The following is a 20,380-nucleotide window of genomic DNA, read 5'->3' on the forward strand; positions in this document are numbered from 1 at the left end:
CCCGGCATCAGCGCCCCGGGACAGGTGGGCGACGCCCCGCCGGGTGTCCTCGATCGTTTGCCGGAGCCGGACGAGGCCGAACATCAGCGGCAGGAACCCGGCGAGGGCGCCCTGAAGCGCCCGCCCCACCAGCAGGGCTCCGAAGCCCGGCGCGAGGGCGATCAGCACCGCTCCGGTCGCGACCGCCGCCACCGTCGCACGCAGCACCCGCAGGTGGCCGTGGCGGTCCCCGAGCGCGGTCAGCAGCGGGGTGGCCACCATCGATGCGAGGGCGGGCCCGGTCACCGTCCAGGCCAGGGTGGTCACACCGACATGGAACCGCTGGCCCACGGCCGGCAGCAGCGGAGTGAAGTAGCTCTGCTGGAATCCACTGAACAGTTCGACCGGCAGAAGGGCCGTCAGCGTCCGGCGCAGGCCCGGTCCCGCGGCGGCGGACCGCCCGGCCGCACCGGTACGGCCGCCCGTCGGGGCCGCTCTCACCGGGCCTCGGCCTTCGCGGACGTCCCGAGCGCCCCCCGCTCGGCCTGGGCGAGGCGCCGCAGCGCCAGTTCCGCGAACAGCGCCGCACCGTCGGCCAGTACGGAGTCGTCGAACACCGCCTGCGGTGAGTGGTTCTGGGCGGCGGTGGAGAAGTCGCGGTCCGGCGGGCAGGCGCCCAGCATCAGGTAGGCGCCGGGGATCTGGTCCAGGACGAACGCCATGTCCTCCCCGCCGGGCGTGCGCGTCTGCGCGTCGAGGTAGCGCGGCGCGCCGAACAGGTCGGTGACGGCACCCGCGGCCAGCGCCGACTCGGCCGGATCGTTGACCAGCGCCGGGTACCCGTCCTCGTACTCCACCTCGGCGGTAAGCCCGTGAGCTGCGGCGATGCCGGTGAGCAGGGTGCGAGTGCCCTCCCGCATCAGCTTCCGGGCCTCGCGGGAGAAAGTCCGCACGGTCGCCTCGAAGAAGCCGTGCTCGGGGATCACGTTGCGCTTGGTGCCGGCGTGGATGGTGCCCACGGTGAGCACCACCGGGTCCTGGGCGTCGAAGCGGCGGGTGACGAAGGTCTGCAAGGCCATCACCATCTCGCACAGCACCGGCACCGGGTCGGCGGACGCATGCGGTGCGGAGCCGTGACCGCCCTTGCCCCGCACGGTCACCGCCAGCCCGTCGGAGGCGGCCCCCGCCGTCCCGGCCCGGCCGGCGAACAGGCCGCGCGGCAGCCGGTTCGAGGCCACGTGCAGCGCGTACGCCGCCACCGGACGCTGCCCGGATGCCTCCAGCACGCCCTCCTCGAGCATCGGCACGGCGCCGCCGCCGTCCGTGCCCTCCTCGTCCGGCTGGAACATGAACACCACCGAACCGGCCAGCTCCCGCTGTCGTCCGGCCAGCAGCCGCGCCGCACCCACCAGCATCGCTGTGTGCAGGTCGTGGCCGCAGGCGTGCATCGCTCCCGGCACCTTCGAGGCGTACGGCAGTCCGGTGTCCTCGGTGATCGGCAGCGCGTCCATGTCGGCGCGCAGCAAGACAGTCGGACCCGGCCGGCCACCGCGCAGCACGGCGGTCACCGAGGACAGCTCGCGGCCGGTGGTGATCTCCAGCGGCAGCCCGTCCAGCGCGGCCAGCACCCGCTGCTGGGTGCGGGGCAGCTGACGGCCGAGTTCGGGGTCGGCGTGGATCTCACGTCGTAGGGCGACCAGATCGTCGGCCAGAGCGTGGGCGGCCTCGCGCACGGACATGGCAGCGCTCCTCGAGGTGGGGCGGAAGGACTCACCTAGGATGAGCAGCAAGCTGCCGATGAGCCCTGATGCGCAGGATTTCGGCGTCAATCGTGTCTTCGTAGCGAGGATCCTGGGGAAGGGCGGCTGTGAAGGGGGATCGATGCAGGAACTCGTCGACGAGCTCGACCTGGAGCTGGTGCACGCGCTGCAACTCGACGCCCGGGCGTCGTGGACGGTGGTGGCCCGTGCGCTGGGCGTGGATCCGGTCACCGCGGCCCGGCGCTGGGACCGCCTCCAGCGGGCCGGGCTGGCCTGGACTTCCTGCGTCCCCGGCCCGGTCACCCGCAGCGGGCTGCTACGGCTGCTCCATGTCGAGCTGGAGTGCCTCCCGGGAGACACCGATGCCGTCGTGGAGCAACTGCTGCCTCAGCCGCACGTCATCTACCTGCACCACCTGACCGGCACCCGCTCGCTGCTGGACACGGTGGCCGTGGCCGACCTGGCCTCCTCCTCCGCCTATCTGCGACGGGACCTGGACGTGGTGCCGGGCGTACGCGTCCACCACGCCGAACTGCTGGTCACCACGTACGGCGAGGCCAGCCGCTGGCGCCTGGGCACCCTCGAACCGGCCCAGCGCGAAACGGTGATCGGTGACACCCCGGCCCGCGACGAGCCGGTCCGCCCCCTGGACGAACTCGACGAACAGCTGATCCGCACGCTGACGACCGACGCGCGCCTGCCGAACACCGAGCTCGCCACGCGCCTCGGAGTGAGCGAACCGACCGCACGGCGCCGTCTGGGGCGGCTGTTGTCCGAGGGGCGGATGCGGATGCGCTGCGAGATCGCCCAGTCGGTCTCCGGCTGGCCGGTGACGGCCGTGCTCCGGTGCCGCGTGCCGGCGGCGCGCCTGGACAGCGTGGCCCGCTCCGTGGCGGCGCTCCCGGAGATCAGGCTCAGCGTCGGCCTGACCGGACCGGAGAACCTGCACCTGATCGCCTGGCTGCGCGACGCCTCCGGGCTCCCCGCGCTGGAAGCGGCCCTGGCCACCCGCTTCCCCGAACTCGCCGTGGTCCGCAGCGCGGTGTCACTGCGCACCCTCAAGCACATGGGCCGACTCCTCGACGAGCGCGGCCTCGCCGTCGGCTCGACGCCGATGGACATCTGGCGGCCTCCGGCGGCAACACGTCAGGACTGACCGGGTCCGGTCCCGCAGGGAAGTGTCCGGCTGGGATCTCGCCAGTGGCGGCCTTGGGCTCGACCCGGGTGTGAACCAGGTCGATGGCCTGCTCGTCAGGGGGTGCCGCAGGCGCTCATGCCGCAGCACGCGTCGGCGGCGGTGTCGGCCTTCTCCAGCGTGTCGGCGTCGGCCTTGACCACGTACACCTCCCAGGGCTCCTTGCCGGGGCCGGTGACCCACACCTTGTCCTGGAGGGCGTAGCAGCAGGAGGTGTCGCTCTCCTCGAAGGTGGCCAGGCCGGCGTCCTCGAGCCTGGTGGTGGCGGCGTTGACGTCCTCGGTGGTGGCTACCTCGACGCCAAGGTGGTCGAGGCGGGTGTCCTCGCCGGTCCCGCCCTCGATGAGGACGAGCTTGAGCGGGGGCTCGGTGATGGCGAAGTTGGCGTAGCCCTCGCGGCGCTTGGCCGGCTCGATGCCGAACAGCTTGGAGTAGAAGGCGATGGAGGCTTCGAGGTCGGCGACGCGCAGGGCGAGCTGAACACGGGACATGGCGGTCTCCCCACGACTTGTTTTGACATCTGTCGATACAACTGACCTTGCCGCCTGAATCGACAGCTGTCAATATTGGGGAATGTCGAAACAAGCTGGTCTTCCGGTGCTCGGACAGGACGATGCGGTGTGCTGCGCCCCGATGGTCCGCGAGCCGCTGGGCGAGGACGCCGCGGCCGAGCTGTCGCGGATGTTCAAGGCACTGTCGGACCCGATCCGGCTGCGGCTGCTGTCGCTGATCGCCTCCCACGAAGGCGGCGAGGCGTGTGTGTGCGACCTCATCGGCCCGTTCGACGTCTCCCAGCCCACGATCTCCCATCACCTGAAGGTGCTGCGCAAGGCCGGGCTGGTCGGCTCCGAGCGGCGTGGGACCTGGGTGTACTACTGGGTTCTCCCCGAAGCCCTGGCGAAGCTGTCCGCTCTGCTCCAGATCCCGGCCGTGTCCGCGAAGGCCTCGGCGTGAGCGTGCCGGCCCCGCTGCTGCGGCGGGCGGCGGTCGAGGGGCTGGGGACGGCGGCGCTGGTCGCGGTGGTGGTCGGCTCCGGGATCCAGGCCACCGAGCTGACCCGTGATGTCGGGGTGCAGCTGCTGGCGAACTCCCTGGCCACCGTCTTCGGTCTCGGCGTGCTGATCGCCCTGCTCGGCTCGGTGTCGGGGGCGCACTTCAACCCCGCGGTCACCCTCGTGGCCTGGTTCACCGGCCGCCGCACCGGCGACGACCCCACCCTGCGGGACGTCGCCGCGTACGTGCCTGCCCAGGTCGCCGGGGCGATCGCCGGGTCCGTGCTGGGCGACGCCATGTTCGGGAAACCGCTGGTGCGCTTCTCCACCCACGACCGGTGGGCCGGACACCTGTGGCTGGCGGAGGCCGTGGCCACCGCCGGGCTCGTCTGGGTTGTCTTCGGCCTGGCCCGGGCCGGCCGCCCGCACCTGGCGCCGCTGCTGGTCGCCTCCTACATCGGAGCCGCGTACTGGTTCACGTCCTCTACCAGCTTCGCCAACCCGGCCGTCACGATCGGCCGCGCATTCACCGACACCTTCGCAGGCATCGCCCCCACCTCCGTGTTGCCCTTCCTCGCCGCCCAGCTGATCGGCGCGGCCGCCGGGCTCGGCCTGGTGGTCGTCTGCTTCGGCCGGCCGGCCGCCATGCGCGAGGATGAGGTCATCGTCCCCCACGGCGGGCCGCAGCCCTCCGCTCCCGCCCGTTCCCTCGAAGAAAGCGCACCAGCCTAATGACCTCCGCCGTTCCTTCCGTGCTGTTCGTCTGCGTGCACAACGCCGGCCGGTCCCAGATGGCCGCCGCCTTCCTCACCCACCTCGGCGCAGGCCGGGTCGAGGTCCGCTCGGCCGGGTCCGCCCCCGCCGACACCGTGAACCCGGCCGTGGTCGAGGCCATGGCCGAGGTGGGCATCGACCTCTCGGCCGAGACGCCCAAGATCCTCACCACAGAGGCGGTGCGGTCGTCAGACGTGGTGATCACGATGGGCTGCGGCGACGCCTGCCCGTACTTCCCCGGCAAGCGGTACCTGGACTGGCAGCTCGACGACCCGGCCGGCCAAGGCGTCACCGCCGTGCGCCCGATTCGCGACGAGATCGAGCGGCGCGTTCGCGGCCTGCTCACGGAACTCGGCATCGGGCCCGCAGCATGCCACGGCAGGGCCAACTAAGGGACGTCATCGAGGCCGTCCGCCGGCGGTACTGACCGGCTACTCCTCGGGCTCCCAGGCGATCAGATGCTCGAACACCTGCGGGTCGCCCTCGATCTTCAGGTCGCTCATCGTGAGGCGGCCCCAGACGAAGAGGAGCAGCTGCTCGGCCGTGCCCGTGGCCGAAGCGGAGGCGGGCGGGGCGTCGTCCGTCAGGGGTGCGGGCCAGGCGCCGCTGCCGTCCAGCGCGAGGAGCCAGGAGCGGCCCTCGGCGGCGTGGTAGTGGATGATGGCGGGCTGGTGCGGCCAGGCCGCCGGGGTGGAGTTGCAGGTGTCGAGAAACTCGGCCACGCCGTCGAGCGCGACGTCCGCCGGCATGGGCTGCACGGCGCCTGCGGCGAGCTGGGCGTCGTACGTGTGCACCAGCACCTCGTGCACCCGGCGCCGGGCGACGCCCCACGCATTCGCCGGCGACACACCGGCGCTCCACCACGTCCAGCACCCGCGCTCCGGGCCGGCCTCGCGCAGCGCGGTCAGCAGCAGTTCGTTCGACTCGGCGTACCAGGCCAGCAGCGCATCGAGCTCGCGCGGTGCCTCCGCGGCATCCTTGGCCGGCGGAGCCTCGGCCGGGCCCGCGGCGACGATCGCGGCCCACCAGCGCTGGCCCGTACCCAGGTGCTGCACCAGATCGAACACCGTCCACTCGGGGCAGGACGGCACCGGCGCGTCAAGGCTGGGCGCGGCGGCAACCGCACTCCGGAACGCGGCCGACCGCTCGTCGATCAGTTGCAGCAGGGCGGAAAACTCAAGACTCTCTGTCACATCGCTTACCTATCACCCCGGCTCTGCCGACCACACCCTAATTTCCAGGCCGTCAGCTCAGCGGGCCCGCGTGTCAGGCCTGCGGAGGCGCGGTCGGCCGGGATCCGCCGCGCGGGTCCGCAGGGCGATGGGCACGGTGGCGAGGGCTGCGCACAGGGCCGCGGCGCCGCCGACGGCGTAGGCCGGGGCGCTGGCGTCTTCGGCGAACGGAGTCGTGACGAGGATGCCGCACAGGACGGCGGCGTTGACGCCGGCGGTGAAGGCGCCGAAGGCGCGGGCGGACTGCGCCGGGCCGGTCATGCGGTAGATGGCGGCGCGTAGGGTGGTGTTGAAGACGGCGTTGGCGATGCCGCCGATGACGAAGGTGGTCAGCAGGACGGTGGCGGTGGGGGCGAGCCCGCAGACGAGGTAGACGGTGCCGATGACCGAGCCGGAGAGGGCGAGGCGGGCCACGGGTGGTGTGGAGGCGAGGCGGCCGGCCAGGGCGCTGCCGGCGAGGATGCCGACGGCCCACGCGGCGGTGGCGAATCCGAACACGGTGACGGCGGAGCCGGGCGCGTGCTCGCGGACGAGAAAGACGAACGCCACGTCGGTTCCTGCCGTGGCGGCGATGACCACGAACACCAGGCCGAGGGCGAGGAGTGAGCCGCCGGTGAGTCCCCCGCGTTCGGACGCGGAGTCGGATTCGGTGTCGTCCGGAATCAGTTCTACGGTGCGCACCGCCACGCCGTACGCCGTTACCGTCAGGAACGTCGCTGCGTCGGCCAGCAGGGCTCCGCGGATGCCGAGGGTCGCGAACAGGGCCGAGCCCGCCAGCGGGCCCAGCACCATGGCCAGTGAGCCGGCCGACTGTGCCAGACCGTAGGCCTTCTCGGCTACGTCGGTGCCCGCCAGCACCGGCAGAGCCGCGTTCAGCGCCGTGACGCTGACGGTGTTCACCGCCGCCAGCAGGGCCACGCCCGCGACGGTGCCGCCCGGCGGCAGACCGGACGACAGTACGACGGTGATGGCCGCCTGGGCGGCGGACGCCAGGGCCAGCACCGGTCCCGGGCGGCGTCCCACCAGCGCCCTGCCCACGGGCCGTCCCAGGAGCACCCCCGGCAGGAGACCGGCGATCTGGAGGGTCCCGACGAAGTAGGCGCCGGAGGGGGCCAGATGGAAGGTGAGGGCGAAGACGGCGACCTCGTCGCCTCCGGAGGAAGCGAGCAGGACGGCGAAGAGCAGGGCCGCGCGCAGGCGGGTGCGAGGGGGGCTAACGGGCATCCCTGTCCAGGACGTCGATCGCGCGCCACGAGCGCAGCCGGTAGAGGACGGCGTCGACGATATCAGCGAAGTCCCCTGCCACACCGGGACGTTCACGTGCCAGGTCCGCCGGGGTGGCGATCTCCCCGCTGTTGAGCCGGTCGAGGACGGCGGGCAGCGCGGGGTGGTCGGGCAGGCGGGCGAGGTGGCCGTTGGCCGATACCAGCAGGCGCCCCTTGGACCGCTGGTGGACCACCGGGAAGCGGTGCAGCCGCACGGGCAGGTCGTGGTCGACCGGCATGACCTCGAGCGGGTCGGGAACGTGGCCGAAGCCGCGGGCGCTGAGCTTGCGCAGCCAGGTGGCCAGCAGCCGGTCGGCGATGTCGGCCCGGTCGATGCGAGCGAGGGCGTGGTCGAGCAGGTCGGCCACCCTCTCGGGCAGCTCCGTGCCGTTCGGGCGCACGAGTTGGTCGTACGGCGGGCGGGGCGTGCCGGCGAGTGCCGCGGCCACGGCGGCGGTGGCGGTGTCGAGCGGGTCGCCGTCGAAGAAGAGGGCGATGTTGAAGGTGGCGGACGAGGCGTCCGGGGAGGATCCGACGTGCCAGAAGCGGGAGGGGAAGTAGCCCATGTCGGTGGTACTGGCGCGCAGTGTCTGCCCGGTGTGGCGTACGGAGGACCAGTCGCTGCGGTGCAGGGGCAGCCACGCGCCGTCGGAGGGCGGCCAGACGATGAGCTCCTTCGGGCCGGCGACGCCGAACATGAAGTTGGCGGCGTTGTCGCAGTGGATGCCGCCGCGTGTGCCGGCGTACCGGCCGAGGAAGATGTCGGTGTCGGCGTAGCCGGAGGGGAAGCCGCCGAGTGCGCTCCACAGCTCCTCGGTGAAGACTGCGGCCCGCTCCCACAGCTCGAAGCTGGTGCGGTGCAGCCTGCTCAGCCCGATGCTCCACTCCGCTCCCCCGGTCTCGTCGTCCATGCGGGCGAGGAACCCGGCGACGGAGCCGTCCTCGGTGCGGGGCAGGTAGCGGGCCCGGTCGGCGTGCGGGCTCCTGCCGGCGACCGTCAGCCGCAGCAGCGGTCCCTCACCCTTTTCACCCGCGGCGGCCGCGGCGACGACGGCCTGGAAGAACCAGTCGCCGCCCAGGTCGAGGTCGACCGGCGGGGCGCCGACGATGCCCGCCTCGCGTTCCCAGTACCGCTTCAGGAAGGCATGCCAGTACGCGAGCCGGTTGCCGTTGCCGACGGTCTGCATGGTTGTCATGCGCCTTCCCGTTCCGTTTCCTGGCCGGATCCGGCTTCCGTCGTCACCGGGTCGTCTGCGCGGTACGCCTGGAGGAGTTCGACTCTGATCATGTCGGCCACCGCGTGCCAGTCGGCCACGGCGGGTTGCCCGCCCTCGGCGTGGTCGAGCCACAACAGGAAGGCGTGAACGTTGAGTTCCACTTCGCGTCCGGTCACCAGGCTGGTCATCCGCGCCCGGCCGGTGTCCGGGTCGACGGAGTGGCGCCAGCCGGGCGCGGTCCTGACCCGCAGTCCGGGGGTGGGCCCGGCGCGGAGGGGTGTGGCGTGGCGCCAGGGGTCCGCGAGGAACCCGAACGTCCAGAGCGTGCAGAGCACTTCCAGAACGTCGTCCTCGTACCGTCCGCCGTCCCGTTCGCCGGGCCGGACGCCTTCGTCCAGGTCGGAGAGGAGTCCGGCGTACCGGCTGGGCAGGCGCAGGATACTGTCGGCTCCGGCGGCGTACAGCCCGACCGTCCTGGCATCGGCCGACACCCGCCAGGCCACCCCGTCCGCCAGGCGGAGCGGGTCGCCGGGCGCCGGCGTGAACACGGTGGCTGCGGCGAGGGGACGCCCGGGCGGTACGCCGGTGTCGAGGACGCAGCGCAGGAAGGCGTACTCCTCCGACTCGCCGATCAGGCCGCGGTGCTGCAAGGGCGCTGTGCGGCCGGTGTCGGGCAGGGCGTCCGCCTCCGCGGCCAGCGCCGCGGCCTCGGTCCCGGTCAGCCCGGACGCGCTCACGTAGTCCGCGCTCAGCGCCAGGTCCTCGTCCGGGCCGGGGTGCAGCACCTTGATGCCGAACCGCTCCGGGTGTTCGCCGACCGGTGAGAGCAGGTCCAGCACGAACGGCCCGTTGACACTGGTCGAGTACGGCAGGCCGAAGTCCTCCTTGGAACGGCGCAGGGTGTGTTCCACGAAATCGGCGGTGCGGCGGGCCTCCTCGGCCGTCTCTCCGGGGAAGCCGGTGATGCAGAACAGGTGCACGGGCACGCCCGCGCGCAGCAGTGCCTCGACGCCGGGCTGGATGTGCTCGATGCGGGTGCCCTTGCGCATGAGGTCGAGTACCCGCTGGTTGTACGACTCCAGGCCGAGGTCGAGTCTGCGGCAGCCGGACTGGTAGAGCGTGGTGGCCAGGGCATCGTCCAGTCCGGCGGAGAAGCGGGTTTCGCCGTACCAGTGCAGACCGGCCTCGCGGCGTACCAGTTCGGCGCCGACCTCGCGCAGCGTCCGCTGGGTCATGATCTCGTCGACGAACATGAACGACGTCGAGCCGTACCGCCGCGCCAGGTGTTGCATCTCGTCCACGACGGTGGTGGCGTCCCGGTGGCGGTAGCGGTTGCTGGCGAAGGGGATCGAGCAGAACGCGCAGTTCCAGGCACAGCTGCGGGAGGCCAGCACGGGCAGCACGGGGCCGGGGGCCAGGTAGGAGTCGAGGTCGTAGTCGTCGAAGTCGGGGGCGGGCAGCGTGGCCAGGTCGACGTCGCGGGCAGGGGCGAAGTCCAGTCGCCCGTCGGAGGTGAGCGAGCTGCGGCCGGGCACCGGACGGGAACCGCCCTCGAAGAGGGTCTCGCACAGCGCGACGATCGCGTCCTCGCCCTCGTAGAGCACGAAGTCGTCGACCAGGTCGAAGAAGGGGTGCCGGTCCCGCCAGCGTCCGGCGATGCGGGTGATGTAGTTGCCGCCCATGACGATCCTCAGGTCCGGGCGGTGTTCCCGGACGAGGGCGGCCACCGTCATGGCGGGGATGAGCTGGGTGTCGGCCGACACCGAGATGCCCACCAGGCCCAGTTGGGGGTCGGCGAGCCGGGGCGGGAGCAGGGTCTCGAACGCCCAGCGGTACGGGTTGCGGTCCGGGTCGCGGGTGGCGGCGAGCACCGACGCGCTCGAGCGCTCGCTGTAGTGCTGGCGGTTGGAGCGCAGGTCGCAGTGGAATCCGGCGAAGGCCGCCGAGTGGCACACCAGGGCGTTGCCGAGGGTGCGGGCAGCCCGGGTGAACGCGGCGTGGTCGCGCAGACTGGCGGGATCGTGCACGGTGGCCCAGGCGGCCTCGACGTCGTCGCACACCGAGGGCAGCAGCAGCCGGGCCTCGTCCACGGCGGCCGGGTCGAGGCCCAGCTCGTCCGCGCGGTCGTAGCGTGCGCAGAGGCCGGCCACCGTCCGGGCCGTCAGCATCCACCGCAGGTGGACGGCGCCGAGGTCGAGAGCGGTGACCGGCCAACCGTGGTTGCGCAGCGAGGCGGTGAGCAGTGGCACCGCCAGATGCGGCGCGTAGACGTTCCACAGCGGTGGGTTCACCAGCAGCGTACGAGGACGACCTGCCATGGAACCTCCGCGTGCCTGGGGCGAAAGGGAACTACCGTGCCCGGCGTGTCGTCGACCGCGCCGGGCGCCCGTCAGCTCAGGACTCGTCCTCCAGCGCGGACATGTCCTTGGGCTCGGGGAACAGCGCGTACTTGGAGGTCCGGACCTGGGGGTCCATCGTGGAGACCTCGGGGCGCTCGTTGTCCTCGGCGGCGATCGCCTTGAGCTTTTCGATGTCGATGTGTTTGCTCATCGGTTCTTCACCTCCTTCCCTGCCGGAGCGTTCCCGGCGTCGGTGCTCGCGTGGATGAGGTTCTTCCGCTCCAGGTCTTCGATGCAGCCCATGGTGGAGGCGAGGACGTCGTCGCGGTCGGGCATGACCTCCGCGATCGTCTCGGCGATCTCCTCGAGCGTGCGGCCGTCGCACAACTCCAGGACCAGCCACGAATGGGAATTCAGCCAGTGCAGAGCAGGTTTGTCCGGCGTGTAGGCCATCACCGCGTGCCAGGGTTCGAACGGCCGCAGCCGCAGCCGGGAATTCTGCGTATATACGGTGCGTGCCGGGGATTCGGTCGTCACGGGTCACACCCCTGACATGGTCGGCGGTGCACCGAAGGGGAGATCGGCTATCCGGCCGGGAAGGCGGGTCAGGTCGGTGCCGTTGTTCATGTGGGTGCAGTACGGGTCCGGTGCGTCCCAGGATCCTCCGAAGGCGTATGCGGTCGACCGGCAGCCACCGGAGCGGTTGCGGTCGTTCGCCGCGCATTCGGGACACGCGTTCACCGCGCTGGCGGCGCGCACCTGTTTGTAGATCGGATTGCGCCAGGTCTCCATGAACGATGTCTGCCGGATATTTCCGTAGTTGGCGAAGTCTCGCAGGTACGGGCAGCCGATGCTGTTGCCGTATGCGTCGACGGCCGCCATCTGCCAGCAGCAGTTCGGGTCGTTGGGGTGCCAGGACTGCATCAGCTGCACCCCGTCGGGCACCCTGATCGCCTTGAGCGCGGCCATCTGCCGGGGCAGCGGCACCGAGAGCCGGGACCAGTTGGCGCGGGCCCGGCCCAGTGGGTAGAGCCTGAGGACCCCGAGTTTCTCCGCGCCGGTGGCGGCCGTCAGGTCGGCCAGTGCCTGCAACTGGTCGATGTTGTGGCTGGTCAGGATGGTGGTGATGAAGGTGGTGACGCCGGCGTCGACCAGGTGCCGGACCCCCTCGACCGCTCGGTCGAACGCGCCGGGCAGACCGACGAGCGTGTCGTGGGTGGCCGCGTCACCGCCCTCGATGTCCACGCACACGACACCCACGCTCGCCGCCTTGAGGCTGCGGGCCGTTTCGGCCGTCACCAGGGTTCCGTTGGTCCGCACCATGGTGAAGGCGTTGGGTGTGGCGTATTCGACCATGTCGAGGAAGTCATCACGCAGGAAGGGTTCGCCGCCCTCGAAGAAGACGCTGATGACGTTCTGGTCGAACATCTCCTGCATCGACCCGGTGACTTCTTCGAAGGTGAGTTCGGTTTCGGCCGGATCGTGCACGTCGTAGGCCATTATGCTGTCGAGATTGGTGCGTTTCGTGGGTTGCACCCAAAAGCTGAACGGCGCGGACATTTGAATGACCATCTGATTGCTCCCGCGATTTCGGTCCGGGATCCGCCGGCTCGAGTCCGGCTCACATTCGCCGTACGAGTAGCAATACGGCATCCTAGGTGCTCTGTTGGCAACTGGCAACGATGCTTGCTAAGTTGGCGACTCGCTATCGTGAAATGCCAGGGCACGACCGAGGGAGAGCGGTGACGCTTCGCGTAACGCTGCCGAATGATCGCAAACTGGTCGCTCTGACGCCCGAGGACGGGCCCGCGCTACAGGACCTGCTGGAGAGGTGCGACGATTACTCTCAGCTCAATTTCGGTATTCCGACCGGAGCGGCGGACGCGCAGAGCCAGTTCCTCGAAGGTCTTCAGCACGTACCGGCAGACCTCAAGCACCTGATGGGATGCCGGGTCGACGGTCGTCTGGTCGCCGCGGCCGATCTGCTGGAGGGCTACCCCGACGCCCGGACGGCGGCGCTGGGCCTGCTGGTGGTCGACCCGGAGTGGCGTGGCCGCGGCCTCGGCACAGGCATCCTGCTGGGGTTGAGCACGGCACTGGCCGGGCGCGGTGTGCAGCGGCTGCGGGTGGACTGCCACGTGGCCGAGAACACCCGGGCTGTGCCGCTGCTGCGGCGACTGGGGTTCACCGAGGCCTCGCGCGAAGAGATCGCCGTGGCAGCAGGGCAGAGCCGCACCCGGGTGCTGTGGACGGCCGACATGCCGTTGCTCCTGTGCCGGGAGGCGCCCGTGGCGGCGCGATCCGACTACAGCCGCGCCGGGACACCGGTGCCGCAGCCCGTCCCGCCGCTGGACCGGTTCTTCGAGCTGCCCGACGTCAGCGTCCAGGTCGAGCCGTACTACTTCGACGCCCCGCTCTTCGACGACTACGAGCGCGACGTGGAGCGCCGCACCGGCGAAACCGACTGGGACCTCGCCGGCCTGGCCTCCGCCGTGGGCGAGGGGGCACGGGTGCTGGAGGTGGGCTGCGGGACGGGGCGCGCCCTGGTCCACTTGGCCACCGCCACGAAAGCGTCCCTGCTGGTGGGCATCGACACCTCCGAGCCCGCGCTCCAGCGCGCCCGGGCGCGGGCCACGGCCGCCGGTGCCGACCGGGTGGAGTTCGTGACGGGCGACTTCCTGGCCTACCGCCCGGACACCGCCTTCGACACGATGCTGCTGGCCGACTGCACCCTCAACGGTTTCACGGAGCCGTCGGTCGTGGTCGGGCTGCTCACCCACGCCCGGTCCCTGCTGGCCCCCGGTGGGCGTATCGCGGTGAGCGTCTTCGACGACGGCGCACCGGCCACGATGTCCCATCTGGACGGCCGCATGGTCGTGGACTCGTTCACAGACCGCGAGGGGATCAATCACATCGTCATCTGGTCCATGCGGTTCGACGCTGCCACCGGGCTACTGCACCGCACGGCGGCCGTACCGCGCACCGCTACGGCACCGGGCGAGCCGGTGCGGTGCGTGATCGCGGACATGAACGACCGCATCTGGACGCCGTCGACCCTCTCGCCGCTGTTCGCGGCAGCCGGTCTGTCGGTCACCGGCAAGGAGACGGCCAGGTTGAACTCCGGCGCCGCGGACGGCGCCCCGATGGCCACGCTCATTCTCACCCGGGCCTGAGCGCGGGAAAGCGGCCGGCTCGCTGTTCACAGGCCGCCGATGATCGCGCTCTTCAGGCGAAGGGCGGCGGCATCCGGGCGGGTGCCGCCGCTCTGTCTTGACGCCGGGGACGCCGGAGCCATGGCGGGAGCCGCCGGCGATCCTATGGCACGGGCGCCGCGCACGAGGGGGGGCGGCGCCCGGTCGAACCGGCGCCGGCCTCCCCCACGCGGTGTGGCGGCGCCAGGGGGTCAGAGAGTCGTGCCGCCGGGCGTACCACCCGTGGTGCCCCCAGGCATACCGCCGGTGGTGCCGCCGGGAATGCCGCCCGGGGTGCCGCCGGTGGCACCGGGCGCGATGCGGCCGCGCCACGCGCCGGACTCGGCGCCGCGCTCCTCGATGTACTTCTTGAAGCGCTTCATGTCGCCCTTGACGCGGCGGTCGATGGTGCCGACGAGATCCCCCACCTTCTCGACCGCGCCGCTGGGCTCGACGTCCATCACGAGCTCCACGCGCGTGTGCGTGTCGTCCACCCGCTGGAAGCGGACACTGCCCCTCTGCTGGGTGTCACCGCTGGTGGTGCGCCACGTGATGCGCTCGTCGGGAAGCTGGTCGACGATCTCCGTGTCGAACTCCCGCTTGACGCCGCCGACCTTCATGGTCCAGTGGTTGTGGCGGGCGTCCACCTGCCTGACCTCCTCGACGCCCTCCATGAACTGCGGGAACTCCTCGAACTGCGTCCACTGGTTGTAGGCGGTGTGGATCGGGACGTCGACCTCGACCGTTTCCTTGACCGTGCTCATCTGTGTTCCTCCGTGGTCCCGGGGTGACGGTTCGGTACGCGGTGACGGGTACCCGCCTCGGCGCCGGTTCCACGTGGTGACTCCGTCGTCCTCCGGACACCCCGCGTGACGGCTCCCTCGTCTCCGGCGCGCGCCAGGACCCGTCCGGCCCGGCCGCCCGGGCACGGCCCTCCGCCGAAACCGCACCGTCTCCCCGCAGGGGCGGCAGGGAGGCGGCCACGACGATCATGTTCTACGCCGCGTGCGTGTTGTCCCCGTCCAGCGCCGCGCGCAGCCAGGTGTCCGCGGAGCCCGGGGTCGGCTCCGGCCGGCCGCCCGGGGGCGTGAGCACGGCGGCGGTCAGCTCCCAGTAGCGGTCCAGGCGGGGCTCGGCGGCGAGCAGGTGCGCCAGCCGGCGGCGGAAGTCGCGGGTGTCCCGGGTGCCGTACGCGCTCGCGTAGGCGGCCACATAGGCGTCCAGCGCCTCTCCCGGCCGCGGGGTGCGCTCCCGGCGCAGGTGCGGGCCCGCCAGGTCGTACGCCTCGGCGAGCCCCGCGTACAGCGCGGCCGAGCCGCCGGAACCGGCCACCTGATGCACCTCCGGCCGGGGCTGCCGGCCGCCCGGGCAGGGCCGGCTGATCAGGGCGTTCAGCCGGGCGAAGGCGAGCACCTGCGCCGGATGCGGTTCGGCGGGCGGCTGCGGAACCGCCAGCTCCAGGAAGGCGGACGTCGCCGGGGCCGGCATCCGCGCGGGCAGCCAGGCACGCCAGAACCGGGCCAGCGGGGCGGTGCTCGGCGGGGTGTCCAGCGCGCCCAGCAGTCCGAGCCGCTCGGCCCGCTCCCCGGGCGGGGAGTCCCGCACCAGGCGCAGGGCCGCCTCCCGCCAGCGCAGCGCCCGCAGCTCGGAGCCGAGCGCCCGCAGCCGCCCGGCCACGGCATCCTCCAGAACCCGCCCCGCCCCGTCGTCCTCGTCCAGCACCCGGCGCACCTCGGGCAGCGGCAGGTCCAGGCCGCGCAGGGAGCGGATCAGCCGTAGGCGCTCCAGCGCGTCGGGGCCGTACCGGCGATGGCCGCCGCCGCTGCGGGAGGCCTCCGGCAGCAGGCCCTGGTCGGAATAGAAGCGGACGGTCTTGACGGTGACGGCCGCTCGCTCGGCGAGCTCGCCGATGCTCCACAGCACCTCGTGCGACACGGGCAGTTGAACCTCCCTCTGGGGGAGTTTCTACGGTACCGGCGCGCGGGCCGGGAGACCGGCCCGTGGACGACGGCGCACGCGACAGGCGCGGCGCCGCCCGAGGGAGGAGAGGGCCATGACCGTCTTCATCATGGTCGCGGGCGCGTTCACCGGCGCCCACGTGTGGCAGGAGACCGCCGCGCGGCTGGTCGAGGCGGGCAGCGAGGCGTACGCCGTCCCGCTCACCGGGCTCGACCCGGACCGCCCCGCCGAGGGGACCCGTGTCGGCCTGGAGACGCACATCGCGGACGTGATCGCGGCGATCGACGCGGTCGACCCGGCGTCCGGCCGGCACATCGTGCTGGTCGGACACGACTACGGCATCCACCCCGTGCTGGGGGCCGCCGACCGCAGGGCCGAGCGCATCGACCGCGTGGTGTACCTGGACACCGGGATGCCGCAGAACGGTGTGCCCGCCCTGGCCGCCGTACCCGACCAGGAGCTGCGCGCGCGGCTGGCCGAGCGGGCCCGGCGGGGAGAGGGGGACGGGGAGCTGGCGCCGCCCGTCACGCGGGAGCAGTGGCAGCGCTGGGGCAGCACCGCCGGTGTCACCGACGCGGCGCTGGACCGGCTCGCGGCCCTGGCCGCGCCGCAGCCGCTGGCCACCCTGCTGGAGCCGCTGCGGCTGGCCGGACCGGTAGCCGCGGTGCCCACCACGGGCATCCTGTGCCTCTCCAACGGGGTGAGTGTCGAACTGGTGCAACGGCTCGTCGACTTCGGCGACCCGGCCCTGGAGCGCCTGACCGATCCCCGGGTCACGTTCTTCGAACTGCCCACCGGGCACTGGCCGATGCTGTCCACCCCCGCGGAGCTGGCCGAGTCCCTGCTGCTGGCGGCGGCGGGCGAGGGACGCCGCCTGCGGCCGGCCGGCACCTGCGAACCACCCGCCCACCTGCGACCGTTCCCGCTGGACGTCCCGGAAGTGCCCCGCGAGCGCCACGGACACGTCGACCTGTACGTCCCCGACGCCGAGGGCCCGCGGCCGGCCGTGGTGTTCGTGCACGGCGGCCCGTTGCCCGCAGGGGCCCGGCCCACCCCGCGCGAGTGGCCCACTTTCGTCGGGTACGCCCGTCACGCCGCCGCCGAGGGCCTGGTCGGTGTGACCCTCGACCACCGGCTGCACGACGTCGGCGACTACGAGCGGGCCGCCGCCGACGTCACCGCCGCGGTGGAAATCGTACGGGCCGATCCACGGGTGGACGCCGACCGGATCGCCCTGTGGGTCTTCTCCGGCGGCGGCCTGCTCACCGCCCCGTGGCTGTCGGCGCCGCCACCGTGGCTGCGCTGCGTGGCCGCGAGCTACCCGATCCTGGCCCCGCTGCCCAACTGGGGCCTGTCGGACGCCCGGTTCCATCCCCTCCGCGCGCTCGCGCACGCGGGTGACCTGCCCGTCGTACTTCTTCGGGCCGGACGGGAGTCACCGGAGATCGCGGCCACCGTCGAGGAGTTCGTGAAGGCCGCCAAGGACCACGGGGCGCGCCTGGAACTGGTCGACGTGCCTGGCGGCCGCCACGGCTTCGAAACCCTGGACCCGCCCGAGGAGGTCAGTACGGCGCTGCGGCAGGCGATGCGGTCGGTGGTGGGCCACCTGACCGGCTGACCGCCGCGGCTGGCCGCCGTCTCACGGCTCGCGCCGCTCCGGCCGTTCGTGGAGCAGGACGCCCTCCAGACGCTGTACGACGTGCTACCCGCCGGCGCCTCCGCCCCGGAGAAGTTCCGCGATGCGCGCGTCAACCTGCCGACGGTCGTAGCCCCGAAGAGCGACCCGGAACGCCGGGAGGGACTGCGGCGAGTCTCCCTGGGCCAGGGCCTTGAGGTAGCCGTCCACTTGACGGCGGTCGTAACCCCGCAACACCACGTCGAAGCCACGGAACTCAGATGAAGTCGACACTGCCGAGCCACTCCAACCTTTGGGAATCACCGATCGTACTCATCATCATGGAACAACGTGGCCGACCTCGGCACGGTGGCCGCCCCTCTCACACCGGCCCCACGGACAGCGCTCGGCCACACCGTCGACCGCGACACCACGCCGGAGGCGGACGACCTCGCCCTGGCACCCGCCCTGTGGCGAATCGCCGGGGATGCGGCCGAGGTCGTCCCCGTGCTGTCCTTAATGTTCGACATCTGCGAGGCCCGTCAGTGGTTCCACTGGATGGCCGCCCGTGCCGTCCGCGGGATCGCCGTACTCGGCCCGGCCGGGCGCCCGCTGACCGCCCGGCTCGAAGCGCTCCTCGACGACCCGGCGCAGGCATCCTCGGCCGTCCTCGGGCTGCTCGCCGTCGCTGATCCGGCCGGTCCCGACCGCGCCCGGCTCGCCAAGGCGGCGCTGCCTGCCACCACGCACCGTCCCCCTCCACCGCACACCATCCAGCAGTCGCCGGCCCGGCGACCTGTGCCACCGAACTCTTCGGCCAATTCCCTGACCTGACAGTGCGGCGGCACGGCCTGCGCGCGGGCCCGAGCCGGGGGCCCGACGACGCGCATCCGGGGGTTTACCCCACCGTGCAACCGGTGGACAGCGGGCTGCTCAGCACCGGTCCGGCTCTTCGATACTCGGTCGCAGGCAGAAGCCGTCACCCACTGATCCCAGAGGAGTACTTCCGTGTCCCAGCGTGCACATGCAGTGGACGGTCCGCATCTTCCCCGCCGGGAGGAACCCCGGAGGCCGGGAGCGATACCTGCCGCCCGGGCCGGCGAGGGGTCGGGCGGGCGCCCGAGGCACGCGGTGCGCAGGGCGCGGAGACTGCGGCTCGGGGCCGCCGGGATGCTGGCGGCGGCGGTCATGGCGACCGGTGCGGCGATGCCGGTCCAGGCGGCCCGAGCCACGGAGGCCGCGGATGGTCACCGCGCCACTCAGGAGGCGCTCGACGGGGTGGTGCGGGACGGGGCTCCCGGTGGTGTCGCGGTCGCCGAGGACCGGCACGGGACGTGGGCGGGCCGCTCCGGCACCGCCGACCTGGGGACGGGGAGGTCACCGCGGGTCGAGGACCGGTTCCGGGCGGGCTCCATCACCAAGACCTTCGTGGCCACGGTGATGCTCCAACTGGAGGGCGAAGGGAGACTGAGTCTGGACGACACGGTGGACCACTGGCTCCCGGGGCTGGTCGAGGGACACGGACACGACGGCCGGCAGATCACCCTGCGCCAACTCCTCAACCACACCAGCGGCGTCTACAGCTACACGGAGGACGAGGATTTCAAGCGGCGCGAGTTCGGCACCGCCTTTCTCCGCCACCGCTACGACACCTGGACGCCGGAGCAGATCGTCCGGCTCGCCATGACACATCGGCCCACCTCCGCGCCCGGCGACAAGTGGAGTTACTCGGACACCAACTACGTCCTCGCGGGCATGGTGATCCGGAAGGTCACGGGCCGCTCGTACGCTGACGAGATCGAACGGCGCATCCTGCGTCCCCTGCACCTGAACTCCACCGTCCTGCCGGGAACTCGGTCCTCCATGCCCGGGCCTGCGGGCAGGGCCTATTCCAAACTGACCGGTGAACTCGCAGGCCCCGGCGAGCCGGGCGGCAGGACGTACGACGTCACCGTGCTCAACCCGTCCCTGGCGGGCGCTGCCGGTGAGATCGTCACCACCGCGCCCGATCTCAACCGGTTCTACCGGGCACTGCTCACCGGAAGGCTCCTCAAAACACGCCAGTTGACGGAGATGACCACCACCGTGCAGGTCCCCGAGGCGCCGGGCTTCTCCTACGGCCTCGGCATCATGAAGCTGAAGCTGTCCTGCGGTGTCGAGGTGTGGGGTCACAGCGGCGGAATCCAGGGCTCGATATCGGAGGCGCTGGCCACCGCGGACGGCAGGCACGCCCTGGCGCTCAACTTCAACGGGGACTGGAACGTGCACGAGCAGCGGGTCGTCGACGCCGAGTTCTGCGACACGCGACCGTAGTCCACCGCCCGTCGGTGGCTTCGAGTGAAGTGCTGGTCGCGGCCACTCGTGGATGGCTGCGACCAGCACGGTCGCTTCGTAGCGGACGCCGAGCCGGTCGTACCCGGTCGGCAGCAGCCCTGGTGTCAGGTCGCCGGATCGGACGGGCCGTTCAGTCGGTGTCGGTCGGGCCTGCCGCGATGACGGTGTCGAGCATGCGTTGCGATGTCTGGAGGGCCGTGATCGCGTCGGTGATGCGTTCGCGCTCGCGGCGCAGTTGTGCCACCAGGTCGGAGCACACCGGCGCGAGGGTTGTCCCGTTGTCACGGATGCACGGCAGGACTTGGGCGATGGTGGCGGTCGGCAGGCCGGCGGCGAGCAGGGTGCGGATGCGTCGGACGGTGTCCACGTCCGCGTCGCTGTAGACGCGGTAACCGCTGGGCAACCTCGTGGGCGTCAGCAAGCCCTGCTCCTCGTAGTAGCGCAGCAGCCGCTCGCTGACCCCGGTCCGGCGGACCATCTCCCCGATGCGCACGTGATCTGCACCTCACCGCGTTGACTCTGACACTG

General features: G+C 72.0%; 21 protein-coding genes and 1 pseudogene. 9 read left to right on the forward strand and 13 right to left on the reverse strand.

What is annotated here, in order from left to right:
- Positions 1-78: 78 nt before the first annotated feature.
- A pseudogene (locus tag ACFVIU_RS32540) lies at positions 79-480 on the reverse strand (MFS transporter); the annotation flags it as partial.
- Positions 477-1,718 carry a M20 family metallopeptidase gene (locus ACFVIU_RS32545; RefSeq protein ID WP_385846940.1) on the reverse strand — a complete coding sequence of 414 codons (1,242 nt, stop codon included), beginning with the start codon at positions 1,716-1,718 and terminating at the stop codon, positions 477-479. The pseudogene ACFVIU_RS32540 and the gene ACFVIU_RS32545, both read right to left, overlap by 4 nt.
- Before the next feature lie 142 nt (positions 1,719-1,860).
- On the opposite strand from ACFVIU_RS32545, the gene ACFVIU_RS32550 reads away from it, so the two are divergent.
- Positions 1,861-2,895: an Lrp/AsnC family transcriptional regulator gene (locus ACFVIU_RS32550; protein WP_385846941.1), complete on the forward strand. Its 1,035-nt coding sequence runs from the start codon at positions 1,861-1,863 to the stop codon at positions 2,893-2,895.
- 95 nt (positions 2,896-2,990) lie between these two features.
- Here the strand turns inward: ACFVIU_RS32550 and ACFVIU_RS32555 are convergent, their stop codons facing one another.
- Positions 2,991-3,425, reverse strand: coding sequence for an ArsI/CadI family heavy metal resistance metalloenzyme (locus tag ACFVIU_RS32555; protein ID WP_385846943.1), 435 nt, complete (start codon positions 3,423-3,425; stop codon positions 2,991-2,993).
- Between the two features lie 82 nt (positions 3,426-3,507).
- Here ACFVIU_RS32555 and ACFVIU_RS32560 point away from each other — a divergent pair, with 82 nt between their 5' ends.
- The 3 genes from ACFVIU_RS32560 to ACFVIU_RS32570 are packed head-to-tail and all read left to right on the forward strand — an operon-like array spanning position 3,508 to position 5,092.
- Positions 3,508-3,888 (forward strand): ArsR/SmtB family transcription factor, encoded by a 381-nt coding sequence (locus tag ACFVIU_RS32560; protein WP_385846944.1) that lies wholly within the window; start codon positions 3,508-3,510, stop codon positions 3,886-3,888.
- Positions 3,885-4,658 (forward strand): aquaporin, encoded by a 774-nt coding sequence (locus ACFVIU_RS32565; RefSeq protein ID WP_385846945.1) that lies wholly within the window; start codon positions 3,885-3,887, stop codon positions 4,656-4,658. Before ACFVIU_RS32560 ends, ACFVIU_RS32565 begins: the two co-directional genes overlap by 4 nt.
- Positions 4,658-5,092, forward strand: a complete 435-nt coding sequence (locus ACFVIU_RS32570; protein ID WP_385846946.1) for an arsenate reductase ArsC — start codon at positions 4,658-4,660, stop codon at positions 5,090-5,092. Before ACFVIU_RS32565 ends, ACFVIU_RS32570 begins: the two co-directional genes overlap by 1 nt.
- A gap of 39 nt (positions 5,093-5,131) precedes the next feature.
- Here ACFVIU_RS32570 and ACFVIU_RS32575 read toward each other — a convergent pair whose 3' ends face one another.
- The 7 genes from ACFVIU_RS32575 to ACFVIU_RS32605 form a co-directional block, all read right to left on the reverse strand.
- Positions 5,132-5,893 carry a maleylpyruvate isomerase family mycothiol-dependent enzyme gene (locus tag ACFVIU_RS32575; protein ID WP_385846948.1) on the reverse strand — a complete coding sequence of 254 codons (762 nt, stop codon included), beginning with the start codon at positions 5,891-5,893 and terminating at the stop codon, positions 5,132-5,134.
- Between the two features lie 57 nt (positions 5,894-5,950).
- Positions 5,951-7,156: a hypothetical protein gene (locus ACFVIU_RS32580; protein WP_385846949.1), complete on the reverse strand. Its 1,206-nt coding sequence runs from the start codon at positions 7,154-7,156 to the stop codon at positions 5,951-5,953.
- On the reverse strand, positions 7,146-8,393 hold the full coding sequence (locus tag ACFVIU_RS32585; RefSeq protein ID WP_385846950.1) for a hypothetical protein: 1,248 nt from the start codon (positions 8,391-8,393) through the stop codon (positions 7,146-7,148). The genes ACFVIU_RS32580 and ACFVIU_RS32585 overlap by 11 nt, the downstream gene beginning before the upstream one ends.
- Positions 8,390-10,732 carry a B12-binding domain-containing radical SAM protein gene (locus tag ACFVIU_RS32590; protein WP_385846951.1) on the reverse strand — a complete coding sequence of 781 codons (2,343 nt, stop codon included), beginning with the start codon at positions 10,730-10,732 and terminating at the stop codon, positions 8,390-8,392. The genes ACFVIU_RS32585 and ACFVIU_RS32590 overlap by 4 nt, the downstream gene beginning before the upstream one ends.
- Positions 10,733-10,808: 76 nt before the next feature.
- Positions 10,809-10,964: a hypothetical protein gene (locus ACFVIU_RS32595; protein ID WP_385846952.1), complete on the reverse strand. Its 156-nt coding sequence runs from the start codon at positions 10,962-10,964 to the stop codon at positions 10,809-10,811.
- Positions 10,961-11,290: a PqqD family protein gene (locus tag ACFVIU_RS32600; RefSeq protein ID WP_385846953.1), complete on the reverse strand. Its 330-nt coding sequence runs from the start codon at positions 11,288-11,290 to the stop codon at positions 10,961-10,963. Before ACFVIU_RS32600 ends, ACFVIU_RS32595 begins: the two co-directional genes overlap by 4 nt.
- Before the next feature lie 3 nt (positions 11,291-11,293).
- Positions 11,294-12,313, reverse strand: coding sequence for a radical SAM protein (locus ACFVIU_RS32605; protein WP_385846954.1), 1,020 nt, complete (start codon positions 12,311-12,313; stop codon positions 11,294-11,296).
- A 182-nt stretch (positions 12,314-12,495) separates the two neighbouring features.
- Between ACFVIU_RS32605 and ACFVIU_RS32610 the strand changes: the two genes are divergently transcribed.
- Positions 12,496-13,926 carry a GNAT family N-acetyltransferase gene (locus ACFVIU_RS32610; RefSeq protein WP_385846956.1) on the forward strand — a complete coding sequence of 477 codons (1,431 nt, stop codon included), beginning with the start codon at positions 12,496-12,498 and terminating at the stop codon, positions 13,924-13,926.
- Positions 13,927-14,156: 230 nt separating this feature from the next.
- On the opposite strand, the gene ACFVIU_RS32615 is transcribed toward ACFVIU_RS32610, so the two are convergent.
- Positions 14,157-14,708 (reverse strand): SRPBCC family protein, encoded by a 552-nt coding sequence (locus tag ACFVIU_RS32615; protein ID WP_385846958.1) that lies wholly within the window; start codon positions 14,706-14,708, stop codon positions 14,157-14,159.
- A gap of 232 nt (positions 14,709-14,940) precedes the next feature.
- The gene (locus ACFVIU_RS32620; protein ID WP_385846959.1) at positions 14,941-15,879 is read right to left on the reverse strand and encodes a MerR family transcriptional regulator; all 939 of its coding nucleotides are present in this window, start codon (positions 15,877-15,879) and stop codon (positions 14,941-14,943) included.
- A 118-nt stretch (positions 15,880-15,997) separates the two neighbouring features.
- Between ACFVIU_RS32620 and ACFVIU_RS32625 the strand changes: the two genes are divergently transcribed.
- The 4 genes from ACFVIU_RS32625 (at position 15,998) to ACFVIU_RS32640 (ending at position 19,831) form a co-directional block, all read left to right on the forward strand.
- Entirely contained in the window at positions 15,998-17,521 is a 1,524-nt protein-coding gene (locus ACFVIU_RS32625; protein ID WP_385846960.1) for a dienelactone hydrolase family protein, read from the forward strand.
- 48 nt (positions 17,522-17,569) lie between these two features.
- On the forward strand, positions 17,570-17,803 hold the full coding sequence (locus ACFVIU_RS32630) for a hypothetical protein (protein WP_385846961.1): 234 nt from the start codon (positions 17,570-17,572) through the stop codon (positions 17,801-17,803).
- 66 nt (positions 17,804-17,869) lie between these two features.
- Entirely contained in the window at positions 17,870-18,352 is a 483-nt protein-coding gene (locus ACFVIU_RS32635) for a hypothetical protein (RefSeq protein WP_385846962.1), read from the forward strand.
- A 336-nt stretch (positions 18,353-18,688) separates the two neighbouring features.
- Positions 18,689-19,831 (forward strand): serine hydrolase domain-containing protein, encoded by a 1,143-nt coding sequence (locus tag ACFVIU_RS32640; RefSeq protein WP_385846990.1) that lies wholly within the window; start codon positions 18,689-18,691, stop codon positions 19,829-19,831.
- A 151-nt stretch (positions 19,832-19,982) separates the two neighbouring features.
- Here the strand turns inward: ACFVIU_RS32640 and ACFVIU_RS32645 are convergent, their stop codons facing one another.
- On the reverse strand, positions 19,983-20,345 hold the full coding sequence (locus ACFVIU_RS32645) for a MerR family transcriptional regulator (RefSeq protein ID WP_385846964.1): 363 nt from the start codon (positions 20,343-20,345) through the stop codon (positions 19,983-19,985).
- Positions 20,346-20,380: the final 35 nt, after the last annotated feature.

Origin of the sequence: Streptomyces sp. NPDC127190 (assembly GCF_042672505.1) — a bacterium.
Classification (GTDB): domain Bacteria; phylum Actinomycetota; class Actinomycetes; order Streptomycetales; family Streptomycetaceae; genus Streptomyces.